Raw genomic sequence first — 12,294 nt, forward strand, 5'->3', positions numbered from 1 at the left:
CACCGTTTTCCCGTACGCGATGACGGGCCGAACGACGCAGGGGCGGGCCACGCGGGCCCGCCCCTGCGGCTGTCCTGGTCCGGTCAGCGTCTCGGCCTCGTGGGGCCGACGGTGGGGACGGGCAACGTCGGTGTGCCCGTCGGGGTTTGCGCGGGCTGGTCGTTCTTGCCGTTGCTCACCTCGATCACCACGACGCCGCCCTTGATGGTGCGGCCGCTCGGGTTGGTGTCGGCGACGGTGCCGGCCGGGCAGCTGGAGTCGACCGTGGGGCCGACCGAGACGTCGAAGCCGGCGCCTTCCAAGCGGTCCTTCGCCTCGGAGATCGAGTCGCACTCCACGTCGGGGATGGAGCGCTGGTCCCCGTACGCGATCTTTTCGTTGTCGGGGGTCTTGAACTGGACCTTGGGTTTGCCGTCCATGTAGTCGGCCAGCGTGCTCCAGACCGCGGGGTTCACGATCTGGTGGGACATCCGGTCGGAGTGGTCCTGATAGTCGGGGTTGACCAGATAACCCGCCACGACCAGCGACGTCGTGCCGGCGATCAGCGCGGCGGTCTTGTCGTGGTCGGTGGTGCCGGTCTTGCCGAACACCGGGTGATTCACGGCGTCGTGGGTCTGGCCGGCCGTCGTCCCGTGACACTGGCCCAGCTGGGCCGAGTCGCCGACCGGGCAGCGGGCCGCGTCCAGGGCGGCGCGGGCCACGTCCTTGCTGGTGGCGCGGATGCAGTGGGACTTGCCGACGTCGAGCTTCTCGTTGTTCTGGGTGGTGATCTGCTCGACTGGCGTCGGCGCGCAGTACATGCCGTCGCCGGCCAGCGTCGCGTACGCGTTCGCCATGTCCAGCGGCGTCGACGCGGACACGCCCAGCGTGAACGCGCCCCACTGGTTGGCGCGGCCGGGGCTGGCCAGGTCGGCGTCCTCCTTCACGCGGAACTGGACACCGAACCGCTTCGCCACGGCCACCACGTTCTCGGCGCCGACGGTCTGTTCGAGCGGCACGAAGTACGTGTTGACCGAGTTACCGAAGCCCGTCCACATGTTGTAGACGCCGGCCTCGCCCTCGCCCGCATTCCCGGGGCACCAGAATTGTGTGCCCGCGCACGCCGATGGGCTGCCCGAGTCGATGATGTAGTTCGACCGGAACTGCTTCGGCGCGTTGATCGTGTAGCCGAGCGGGTAGCCCTTCTCCAGGGCGGCGACCATGGTGAACATCTTGAACACCGAGCCGGCCTGATAGCCGGTGATGTCGCCGCCGCCGGTCAGCAGCGGGTTCGTGGTGTTCGGATAGGTTCCCCGGATGCCCTTTTCGGCCTTCCTCGGGTCCGAGGAGAGCGAGTTCTGCGGGTGCGCCGGGTCGTCGAGCTTGTACTTGCGGTTGGCGGCCAGCGCGCGGACCTTGCCGCTGCCGGGCTCGACCGCGGCGAGCAGCAGGGCGTTCTTGTTGGCGTCCTTGATCCGCTCGGTGATGTTCGCCCGGGCCGACGTCTGCGCCTTGATGTCGAGCGTGGTGGTGACCCGGTAGCCGCCGCTCTTGAGGCGACGCTCCCGGTCGTACGGGGTCGCTCCGAACTCCTCCCGGCCCATCCACCAGCGGTAGAAGTAGTCGCAGAAGAAGCCCCAGGCGTTCTTCGCCACCGAGACGCAGCCGTTGCCGACCGGCTTGACCTGCTTCGGGATCGCTTCTTTGACCGCCTTGTCGGCGTCGGCCTGGGTGATCATGCCGAGCTGGACCATGCCGGGGATGACGTAGTTGTTGCGCCGCTCGAGGATCTGCTTGTACCCGCTGGGATTGATCGGGTTGAAGCTGGTCGGCGCCTTGACCATGCCGGCGAGCATGGCGGCCTGGCCGATCGTGAGGTCCTTCGGCTTCTTGTTGAAGTAGACCTGGCTGGCCGCGAAGACCCCGTACGCCTGGTTGCCGAACGGCGCGATGTTCAGGTAGCGCTCCAGGATCTGGTCCTTGGAGAGCTCCTTCTCCACCTGCAGCGCGTACTTCATTTCGGTGATCTTGCGCTTCGGCGTGTCCTTGGTCGCGTCCACGACCTCCTGCGGGTTGGTCGCCGAGTAGGCCAGGCCCATCCGTACCCACTGCATGGTCAGCGTCGAGGCGCCCTGCTGGGCCTTTCCGCTGTTGTTGTTGACGAACGCCCGGGCCACACCCTTCAGGTCGACGCCGTTGTGGTGGTAGAACTGCCGGTCCTCGGCCGCGACGATGGCGTCCCGCATGTACGGCGAGATCTCCTTGAGCGGCACGTCGCTGCGGAACTCGTCGTAGAACTGCGAGATCTGCGTCTTGTTGTCGGACGCGTAGATCCGGGTGATCTGCGGCGAGCTGAAGTCTTTGAGCTCACTGGGCAGTTTCGCGAACGACTCGCCGCCCGCTTTGGCGGCCAGTCCCGACATGGCCGCCGCGGGGAAGGCCGCGGCCGCGACCACGAGGCCGGCGAGTAAACCGCAGACCAACAGCGAGGTCGCGTTGGCGAAGGTCGTGTGATCGCGTCTGCGCATCCAGGGGGTCACCCGAGCAGGGTACGCGAAAGGGGCACGCCGCCGCCTGTCGTGAACGCCCTACTTCGCCCAGATTGATTCTGCGCCTTCTCCACCGCGCGGCGCAGCCCTCTTCGGCAAACGACCACGGCCTTCGTGGCCTTTGCCCGATACTCCCGGGCTATTGGTTTTTGAGGGACAACGTTGCGTAATCGCCCGACTACAGAGCATGATGGTCCGGCGAGCTGTCGCACGACGTCTGCACGGCTTGGGGGACATATGCGGTGCAGACGTCAAGGGGGGTAACGCAAGGGGGGACGTGTACAGATGGGGATGATCAGCGACTGGCCCAGCATGGCGGCGTGTCAGAGTGGCGACCCTGACGCACTGTTCGTGCAGGGCGCCGAGCAGAACGTGGCGAAGAGGATCTGCCGCAGCTGCCCGGTCCGCTACGAGTGCCTCGCCGACGCCCTGGACAACAGGATCGAGTTCGGTGTCTGGGGAGGCATGACAGAACGGGAGAGGCGGGCCCTGCTGCGCCGTCACCCGCACGTGGCGAGCTGGCGGAAGATGTTCGAGGCCGCGCTGCGCGAGTCCAGCTCCGACAAGGTGCTCATCCAGACCCGCTGACCAGCCCGCGGAGCGAAGCGGAGCCAGCTGCCTCAGCCGACGAGCAGAACGCCGATTGTCCGCAGCCCGTCGACGTCGTGAACGTCGGCGGGCTGCGCCGTGACCGAGGTGGCCGGCACGCTCGGGAACGCGTCGGTGAGCGTGGCGGCCACGCGTACCTCTCGCTCGATCTGCCGCATCAGGCCGGCGTGGATCCGCAGCGCGTCCGCGGTCATCCGCTGCTCGGCCGAAAGGCCGTCGGCGGCCGCCTCGCTGCGCTCGGCGCTCAGGCCGGAGATGTCCGACCGGTGCATCCGGTTGAGCACCAGGCCGGCGAGCGGCATCCGCTCGGCGACCAGCCGCTCCGCGAAGTACGCGGCCTCCCGGACGGCGTCCTTCTCCGGCGCGGCGACCAGCAGGAACGCGGTCTGTGGGTCCTGCAGGATCCGGTACGTCTCGTCGGCGCGCTGCCGGAAGCCGCCGAACATCGAGTCGAGCGCCGCCACGAACCCGGACAGATCGGTCAGCAGCTGGGCACCCAAGATCTTTTGAACGGTCCGGGAGAACAGCCCGAACGAGGCCGTGACCAGGCTGAACATGCTCTTTCCGGAGCGCGCCGGGGAGAGCAGCAGGCGCAGCATGCGGCCGTCCAGGAAGCGGGACAGCCGGGCCGGCGCGTCCAGGAAGTCGAGTGCCGAGCGGGACGGTGGGGTGTCCACCACGATCAGGTCCCACTCGTCGGTCGACCGCAGCTGGCCCAGCTTCTCCATCGCCATGTACTCCTGCGTGCCGGCGAAGGTCGAGCTCATGGCCTGGTAGAACGGGTTCGCGAAGATCTCGGCGGCCCGCTGCGGGGTGGTGTGCTGCTGCACCACCTCGTCGAAGGTCCGCTTCATGTCGAGCATCATCGCGTGCAGCTCGCCGCCGTTCTCGCCGCCGATGCCCTTGACCTGGCGCGGGGTGTTGTCCAGCTCACTGAGGCCCATCGACTGGGCCAGCCGGCGGGCCGGGTCGATGGTCAGCACCACGGTGCGCCGGCCGTGCACCTCGGCGGCGCGCAGGCCGAGCGCGGCCGCGGTGGTCGTCTTGCCCACGCCGCCGGCGCCGCAGCACACGATGATGCGGGTGGCCGGATCGGCGAGGAGACGGTCGACGTCGAGAGGTTCAGCCACCACGTACTCCAGGGTAATCAGGTCAGGCCCGCATGAGCTCGCTCGCGAGCTCGTCCAGTCCCGCCCGGTCGGCGCCACCGGGCAGCAGCGGGAGCTCGATCGTCGGCCGTCCCGACTCGGCCAGCTCGCCGCGCAGGGACTCCTCCAGATCGCGGCGGGTCAGGTAGGCCTTCGCCTCGGCGGCCAGGCCGTTGACCGTGGCCGCGTCGGTGGCCAGGCCCGCCTCGGCCAGGCCGCGCTTGAGCTCGGCCTTGGTCACCTTGCCGGCGGTGAGCAGCGCCGGGCGGGCGCCGTTCACGATGATCCGGCCCAGCGAGATGTTCAGCGCCTTCAGCTCGGCGATCGCGTCCAGGGTCTCCTGCACCGGCATCTCCTCGAGGAGGGTGACGACGTGCACCGAGGTGATCGGCGAGCGCAGCAGCGACGCGACGCCCTCGCTCTGCGTCTTGATCGGGCCGACCTTGGTGAGCTTCGCGGTCTCGGCCGTGACGTTGAGGAACCGGCCGATCCGCCCGGTCGGCGGCGCGTCGAGCACCACGGCGTCGTAAACCCGGTGGCCGTCGTGCGAGCGGGTGGTCGCCTCCTTCACCTTGCCGGTGAGAAGTACATCACGCAGGCCGGGCGCGATCGTGGTGGCGAAGTCGATGGCGCCCACCTTGCGCAACGCCCGGCCGGCCGCGCCCAGGTGGTAGAACATGTCGAGGTACTCCAGGAGCGCCTCCTCGGCGTCGACCGCGAGCGCGCGCACCTCGCCGCCGCCCGCGACCTCGGCGATCCGGAGCTCTTTGTAGGGCAGCGGCTCCACCTCGAAGAGCTGGGCGATGCCCTGCCGGCCCTCCACCTCGACCAGCAGCGTGCGCCGGCCGCCCTCGGCCAGGCCGAGCGCCAGCGCGGCGGCCACCGTGGTCTTGCCGGTGCCGCCCTTGCCGGTCACGACGTGCAGCCGCGCCGGCCATCTGTCGTTGACGTGCTCGCCCATGCCCTCCACGGTACGGCGAGCTGTCAGCCGGACACCTCGCAGACCAGCCACCCGGTCTTGTGGATCACGGTGAACTCGAGGTCTTGCCGGGCCATCTTCTCGTCGCCGGTGGACATCGTGACCTCGGCCTTGACCTTCGCGCGGTCATCGCCCGAGGCGGACACCGTCGGCTCGTCCCAGTGGAAGACCGGGTCCTGGTATCCGTTCGCGTACTTCTTGATCTCGTTGACCCGCTCGGTGAGCTTGGTCTGGTCGCGCGCGTCGCGGCAGACCAGGTTGTTGGCGGCGGTCGCGTCCTGCTGGGTGTAGACGGCCGTCAGGAACCGGTTGACCGCCGTGGCCGGGTCGGGCGAGCCGGGGTTGTCGGCGTCGCGAAGCAGAAAATACGCCGAGACGGCGCCGCCGGCGCAGAGCATCAGGGTCGCGGTCAGCGCCAGCGAGACCCACAGCGCGCCGCGCTTGCCCTTCGGCGCCGGGGGCGAGGGCTGGGGCGGGCCGGACCAGATCGGCTCGCCCGGCACCTCCGGCGGCGGCACGGAGTATTGCCAATGCGGGTTTTCCGGCGACTCGATCGCCTCGTGCCGCACCTGCTCCGGCGCGATCACCTGGGTCCGCTCCGGGCCCACGACCGGCATCGCCGCCGTGGGCGTGTCGGTGTCGTCCCAGGCGTGCGGCGGCTCCGGAGTCGGTATCGGATCGTCCGGCGGGATGGGCTGCGGCGGCTCCGGATCGGGCGACGGCACCGGAGAGGGCTCCGGATGACCGCCCGGTGCGTGCAACATGTCGCCCTCCGTGATCTCGTCGGTGTTCTCAGCCTAGCCAAGGCGACCCCGGCATGGGTCCTAAGCTGACCCGGTACCCGACGATTAGGGAGTCATCAGGCGATGCAGAAGTGGGAGTACGTGACCGTGCCCCTGCTGGTCCACGCGACCAAGCAGATCCTCGACAACTGGGGCGAGGACGGCTGGGAGCTCGTCCAGGTCGTTCCCGGACCGAACCCCGAGCAGCTGGTCGCATACATGAAGCGGCCGAAATCGTGACGACGCCGATCGCCGGGGAGGGCGGGGTCGACGCGTACGCGCGGCTGGCCGAGCTCGGCATCAGCCTGCCGCCGGTGGTGCCGCCGCTGGCGGCCTATCTTCCGGCCGTGCAGAGCGGCAACTACGTGTACGTCTCCGGCCAGCTCCCGATGGTCGGAGGCAAGCTGGCGCAGACCGGGAAGGTCGGCGCCGAGGTCACCGCCGAGCAGGGCGCCGAGCTGGCCCGCACGTGCGCGGTGAACGTGCTGGCCGCCGTCGAGGCGCTGGTCGGCCTCGGCCGGGTCGTCAAGATCGTCAAGGTGGTCGGCTTCGTGGCGTCGGCGCCCGGCTTCACCGGCCAGCCCGCGGTGGTCAACGGCGCCTCGGGCCTGTTCGGCGACGTCTTCGGCGAGCAGGGCCGGCACGCCCGCAGCGCGGTCGGGGTGGCCGAGCTGCCGCTGGACGCCCCGGTCGAGGTGGAAGCGATCATCGAGGTCGCGTGACCTCGGCCGATCGCCTGAAAGGATCGTGCTCGGAGACCTGAGCGGCTGCTGAGATCGCACATCCGGTCCTCGGCTCAACCCCCATGTGCGACGTACGATTTCGCGCATGGGGGGAGCTGAGCTCGACGGCCTGCCGGGCTGGGTGACGCTTCTCCGCGCGCCCAATCCGGGCCCGATGACGCTGGACGGCACGAATTCGTGGGTGCTCCGCGCGCCGGGCGAGGCGTTCGCCTTCATGATCGACCCGGGCCCGCTCGACGAGGGCCACCTGCGGGCGATCGCCGAGCACGCTCCGTTCCGTGCCATTCTGATCACGCATGGTCACCACGATCACGTCGAGGGCGCGTCCCGGCTGTCCGCGATGCTGGGCGGCACCCCGGTGCTGGCCGCCGACGCCGAGCACGGCGCACCGCTCGAACCGCAGATCGAGAGCGACGGCCTGCGGATCCGGGTCCTCGACACTCCCGGGCACACCCTTGATTCGGTGTGTTTTCTCGTCGAATCCGGGAACGCCCGGGCCATGTTCACCGGCGACACGATTCTCGGCCGGGGCAGCACGGTCGTCGCCGCGCCCGATGGCGATCTCGGCGCGTACCTGGCAAGCCTGGAGCTGATCAACGCGTACCGCGACGTTCCGATGCTGCCCGGGCACGGCCCGGCGCAGCCGGACGTGGCCGCGATGGCGCAGTTCTACCTCGACCATCGGCGGGAGCGCCTGGCCCAGGTGGAGGCGGCGGTGCGCAGCGGCGCGGACACGCCGGAAAAGGTAGTGGATCTCGTTTATCCAGACATCGACCCGGCCGTGCGGTTTGCGGCGATCTTCAGTGCCAAAGCTCAACTGGATTATCTGAGTCACAAAAATCGGGAATCAGGAACAAGGGCCGACGGGTTGGATCGGCTGTGACCTGTCCGGTGTGTGGAACCGTCGCCGTGCCCGGCGCCCGCTTCTGCCACAACTGCGGCGCCGCCCTCCCGGCCGCGGCTACCCTGCCCGCCGCCGAGCGGCGCATCGTGACCGTGCTCTTCGGTGACCTGTCCGATTTCACCTCGTGGTCGGAGGACCTCGACCCGGAGCGGGTCGGCGCGGTGACCGACCGGGTTCTGGCCGCCCTGGCCGGCGCGGTGAAGACGTTCGGCGGGCATGTCGACAAGCTGACCGGCGACGGGATCATGGCGGTCTTCGGCGCCCCGGTGGCCCATGAGGACGATGCCGAGCGGGCGGTCCGAGCCGCGTTGAGCATGCAACGCGCGGTCCGCCGGGTGCTGGACGACGAGCGGGGCGGCGGCGCCCCGCTCGGCCTGCGGGTCGGGCTCAACACCGGCGAGGTGGTGGCCGGCATCCAGGCGTCCATTGAATACACGGTCATCGGCGACACGGTCAACACCGCCGCCCGGCTGGCCGACGCGGCCGCGGTGGGCGCGGTCTACGCGGGCTCGCGCACCAGCGCCGGCACCCGGCACGTCGCCTCCTGGCGGCAGCTGCGGCCGCTGCGGCTCAAGGGCAAGCGCGAGCCGGTGCCCGCGTTCGAGCTGCTCGGCCTGCACGACGCGCCGGGCACGAGATCGGGCCTCGGCGACGAGGCGCCGTTCGTCGGCCGGGAGACCGAGCTCGGCCGGGTGGCCGGCCGGCTCGCCGAGGCGATCGACTCGAACACGCCGCGGGTCATGGTGATGACCGCCGAGGCCGGCATCGGCAAGTCCCGCTTCGCCGGCGAGGTCAAGCGCCTCGCGGCCGGCTACGACGTGGGCGGCGGCGGGCGGTACGCGGCGCACACCGGCGCCCGGGTGCTCCGGGTGCGCTGCCGCGCGTTCGGCGAGCGCCGCCGCTTCGCGCCGCTGGCCGACCTGGTCCGCAAGTCGGTCGGCCTCCCCAAGGACGTCGTCTCCACGGTCGGCCGCTCGGTGGTCGAGGAGCGGCTGCGCAAGCTGGCCAACCGGGTGAGCCGCGACGACGAGGCTGCCAAGATCGACATTGATCGGCTGCTCGGCCTGCTCGGCTACGGCGAGGCGCCGACCAACCCGGTCGGCCCGGCCACCGGCGCCGACTGGCAGCCGGCCACCACCCGGCAGGACGCCGACGCGGTCTCCACCGCGGTGGGTGACCTGCTCTCCGCGCTGGCCGCCGAGGCGCCACTGGTGGTCATCGTCGACGACCTGCACGACGCGACGGCATCGACGGTGGACGCGCTGGGCCGCACGCTCTCGCTGCTCGAGGGCCCGGTCGTGGTGCTGCTGCTGGGCCGGCCCGAGCTGGTGCGCACGGCCGGCGCGCTGACCCGGCTCGCCGACGCCGAGGTGCACACCCTGCCCCCGCTGCGCGGCGCGGACGCGTCCCGGCTGCTCACCTCCTACCTCAACGGCGGCAAGCTGCCGCAGGCCGACACCGACCGGCTGCTCGCCACCGCTCAGGGCAACCCGTTCTACCTGGCCGAGATGGTCACGCTGCTGATGGAGCGGGGCGCGCTGACCCCGGCGATCGGCGCGCACGCGGCCGGCCGGTGGCAGCTGGCCACCGGCTCGCTCAGCAGCTCGCTCGGCAGCCAACTGCTCTCCCGGGACCTGGCCGCGGTGCTCGCGGCCCGGATCGACGCGCTGCCGCCCGAGCCGCGCGCGGTGCTGCGGGACGCGGCCGTGGTCGGCGACACCGTGCCGACCGGCGTGATCGACGCGTTGCGTGAGCGGCGGGCGGCCAGCGACGCGCGGCCCGGCGCGGTGGCCGCGGTCGAGCTGGAGCGCTCGATCGACGAGCTGTTGCAGCGCCGCATGCTGCACCGGGTGCGCGGCGGCTACGCGTTCACCACACCGCTGATGCGCGAGGCGGCATACTCCGGGATCGGCAAGGCCGACCTGGCCGACCGGCATGCGTACCTCGCGCATTGGGCCGCCCCCGAGACGATCGACCGGCTCGGCTACGACGGCGCCTCCCGGCTCAGCCTCACCGAGAACGAGCGGGACGCGTTCGTGGCCACCCACGCCGAGTGCGCGGTCGAGCTGGCCGACCAGGTGCGGTTGCGCCCCGACGCGGCGGTGCGCGAGGTCGCCCCGCTCGCCGTGGCGGCGCTCGGCCGGATGGCCCGGCGGGCGCTGGCCAACATCGAGCCGGCCGCCTCCATCGAGTACGCCGAGCGCGCCGCCGTGCTGGTCAAGGATGCTCTGCCGCTCTCCGACCAGCTGGTGCACGCCCGCGCGCTACTGCGCCTGGGCCGGGCCGAGGAGGCGCTCTCGTACGGCGAGAAGATCGCCAAGAACGCGGCCGACGAGCCGGTGTGCAAGGCCGAGGCGCTGCTGGTGGTGGGCCGGGCGCACGAGGCGCTGGGCGACGCCGGCCGGGCCGTCGCGGCCTGGCAGGAGGCGCTCGACGTGGCCACCGAGGCCGAGCTGCTGCCCGAGCGCGCCAACGCGATGCGACGGCTGGGCATGGCCGACTTCCTGGCCGGCCGGCTGAGCCAGGCGAGCAGCCGGTTCGCGGCGGCATACCAGGTGACCCTGGCCGCCGGCGACCGGCACGGCCAGGCCTGGGCGCTGCAGAACCTCGCCTGGGTGACCACCACGCGCGGCGACTTCGCCGGGACCGACGCGGTGCTCGGCCGGGCCGCCCGGCTCTTCGCCGAGCTGGGCGACCCGGTGGGCCGGTCCTGGCTGCGCGGCACCACCGCGTTCGCCCGGCTGCTGGCCGGCCGCCTGCAGGAGTCGCGCCGGCTGGCCCGGATCTTCCTGCCCTTCGGCGACCGGGTCGGCGAGGCCTGGGCGGTGGGCACGCTGCGGGCGGTCGAGGCGTACGCCGCGAGCGAGCTGGGTGAGCTGGGCGAGGCCGACGGCGAGGCGCGCCGGGCGTACCGGGACTTCAACGCGGTCGGCGACGACTGGGGCCGGGGTCTGGCCATGGTCGTGCGCGGCGCGATCGCCCGCGGCCTGGGTGAGTTCGATCACGCCTTCGACCTGCTCACCGACGCCCTTGGGTACGCCGACCGCACCGGCCACCCGCTGCTGCTCGGCATGGCCGGCACCCTGCGCGGCTTCGTCAGCCTGCACCGCGGCGACCTGGCCCTGGCGGAGGCCGACGCCCGCCGGGTGATGGCCGCGGTCGAGCCGCACAACCCGCTGGCGCCGGCCCAGGTCGGCCCGCGGGTGCTGCTGGCCGAGGCGCGGGTCCGGGCGGGCGACGCGACGACCGCGATCGGGCTGCTCGCGCCGATCGCCAGCGACCTCGGCGCCCCGTCGCTGCTCTTCTCCCGGCGCAACGCGCTCGCCTCGTACGCCTCGGCGCTGCTGGCCGACGGCCGGGTCGAGGCCGCCCTGACCTGGATCGAGCGGGCTCGCGAGGCGTCCTCCGAGGATGTGCGCAGCGGCGTGCTGGCGGCGATGGCCTACGCGCGGGTGCTGGCCGCGGCCGGCCGCTGCGACGAGGCCCGGCGGGCCGCCGAGGAGGCGGTCACCCTCGCCCATGCGACCGAGCAGGCGAGCGAACGGGCCGCCGCCGAGGAGCTGCGGGACACACTGACGGCCGAGCCGCTCGAAACTGTCATTTACGCGTCCGACGTGCCGGGATGACCTCGTCCGGTCCTGGCGTAAGTTCTCTTCCATGACGGGGACGCCGCCGGGACCGCTGCCCGTGCCGTACGTGCCGGGCATGTCCGGTTTGTCCGTCATGGCCCGTGGGGGTTACGCGACCGTCTACCGTGCCATGCAGGATTCCGTCGGCCGCGAGGTCGCCATCAAGGTCGAAAATCGGCGCCTGGACAGCAACCGCGACCAGGCCCGCTTCCTCCGCGAGGCGCGGGCGGCCGGGCGCATGTCATCGCACCCGCACGTGGTCGACCTGTTCGACGTCGGCGTCACGGTCGACCAGCACCCGTACCTGATCATGGAGCTGTGCGACGGGTCCTACCTGGACCGGATGCGGATCAGGCCGCTGACCGCCGCCGAGGCCCGGGACATGGGCATCAAGATCGCCGATGCGCTGGTGCACTCGCACGCGAACGGAGTGCTGCACCGCGACGTGAAGCCGGCGAACATCCTCTACTCGCACTTCAACTCGGCCGTGCTCGCCGATTTCGGCCTGGCCGTGCTCGGCGAGATGCGCGACTCCTCGGTCACTCTCGAGGTGCTCACCCCGGCCTACGCTCCGCCGGAGATGTTCCGGCACGACAACCCGTCCGGCGCCGTCGACGTGTACGCGCTCTGCGCCACCCTCTACGCGGTGATGCGTGGCCGCCCGCCCCGCTGGGACGGCGACCGCAACCCCAGCCTGATCACCCTGATGGACCTGTTCAACCAGCCGATTCCCGACCTGCCCGGCGTTCCGCGCGAGCTGATCCAGCTGCTGCGCTACGGCATGGCCAACGACCCGGCCTCCCGGCCGACCGCGGAGCAGCTACGCGACCTGCTCACCAAGATCGACCTCGACGTGACCGGCCCGATCGTGCCGCCGCCGCGCTGGACGCCGGGGGACGACACGCCCACCGTGCGCGCCCAGTTCAAGTCGGCCAAGAAGAAGTGGCTGTTCGGCCTGCTCGGGATCCAGGC

Annotated in this window: 9 protein-coding genes and 1 pseudogene; 6 read left to right on the top strand and 4 right to left on the bottom strand. The window is 71.3% G+C overall.

Annotated elements, in window-relative coordinates:
- Window positions 1-83: 83 nt before the first annotated feature.
- Complete coding sequence (locus ODJ79_RS01340) at window positions 84-2,507, bottom strand: transglycosylase domain-containing protein (RefSeq protein ID WP_263021470.1); 2,424 nt, start codon at window positions 2,505-2,507, stop codon at window positions 84-86.
- Between the two features lie 306 nt (window positions 2,508-2,813).
- Between ODJ79_RS01340 and ODJ79_RS01345 the strand changes: the two genes are divergently transcribed.
- Window positions 2,814-3,116: a WhiB family transcriptional regulator gene (locus ODJ79_RS01345; protein ID WP_263021399.1), complete on the top strand. Its 303-nt coding sequence runs from the start codon at window positions 2,814-2,816 to the stop codon at window positions 3,114-3,116.
- A 32-nt stretch (window positions 3,117-3,148) separates the two neighbouring features.
- Here the strand turns inward: ODJ79_RS01345 and ODJ79_RS01350 are convergent, their stop codons facing one another.
- From ODJ79_RS01350 to ODJ79_RS01360, 3 genes are read right to left on the bottom strand one after another with little or no spacing between them, the layout of a single operon-like run.
- Window positions 3,149-4,270, bottom strand: coding sequence for an ArsA family ATPase (locus tag ODJ79_RS01350; RefSeq protein ID WP_263021400.1), 1,122 nt, complete (start codon window positions 4,268-4,270; stop codon window positions 3,149-3,151).
- Window positions 4,271-4,289: 19 nt separating this feature from the next.
- Window positions 4,290-5,246, bottom strand: a complete 957-nt coding sequence (locus tag ODJ79_RS01355; protein WP_263021401.1) for an ArsA-related P-loop ATPase — start codon at window positions 5,244-5,246, stop codon at window positions 4,290-4,292.
- A gap of 23 nt (window positions 5,247-5,269) precedes the next feature.
- Window positions 5,270-6,028 (bottom strand): hypothetical protein, encoded by a 759-nt coding sequence (locus tag ODJ79_RS01360; protein ID WP_263021402.1) that lies wholly within the window; start codon window positions 6,026-6,028, stop codon window positions 5,270-5,272.
- 102 nt (window positions 6,029-6,130) lie between these two features.
- Here ODJ79_RS01360 and ODJ79_RS01365 point away from each other — a divergent pair, with 102 nt between their 5' ends.
- The 5 genes and pseudogenes from ODJ79_RS01365 to ODJ79_RS01385 form a co-directional block, all read left to right on the top strand.
- Window positions 6,131-6,286 carry a DUF4177 domain-containing protein gene (locus tag ODJ79_RS01365; protein ID WP_185038204.1) on the top strand — a complete coding sequence of 52 codons (156 nt, stop codon included), beginning with the start codon at window positions 6,131-6,133 and terminating at the stop codon, window positions 6,284-6,286.
- Window positions 6,283-6,768, top strand: a complete 486-nt coding sequence (locus ODJ79_RS01370; RefSeq protein ID WP_263021403.1) for a RidA family protein — start codon at window positions 6,283-6,285, stop codon at window positions 6,766-6,768. The genes ODJ79_RS01365 and ODJ79_RS01370 overlap by 4 nt, the downstream gene beginning before the upstream one ends.
- A gap of 106 nt (window positions 6,769-6,874) precedes the next feature.
- A complete protein-coding gene (locus ODJ79_RS01375; protein ID WP_263021404.1) occupies window positions 6,875-7,672 on the top strand; it encodes an MBL fold metallo-hydrolase in 798 nt (265 codons plus the stop codon).
- Window positions 7,669-11,319, top strand: a complete 3,651-nt coding sequence (locus ODJ79_RS01380; RefSeq protein WP_263021405.1) for an adenylate/guanylate cyclase domain-containing protein — start codon at window positions 7,669-7,671, stop codon at window positions 11,317-11,319. The genes ODJ79_RS01375 and ODJ79_RS01380 overlap by 4 nt, the downstream gene beginning before the upstream one ends.
- A gap of 31 nt (window positions 11,320-11,350) precedes the next feature.
- Window positions 11,351-12,157, top strand: a pseudogene (locus ODJ79_RS01385) (serine/threonine-protein kinase); the annotation flags it as partial.
- Between the last annotated feature and the right edge of the window lie 137 nt (window positions 12,158-12,294).

The organism is Actinoplanes sp. KI2 (assembly GCF_025630775.1).
GTDB lineage: Bacteria > Actinomycetota > Actinomycetes > Mycobacteriales > Micromonosporaceae > Actinoplanes.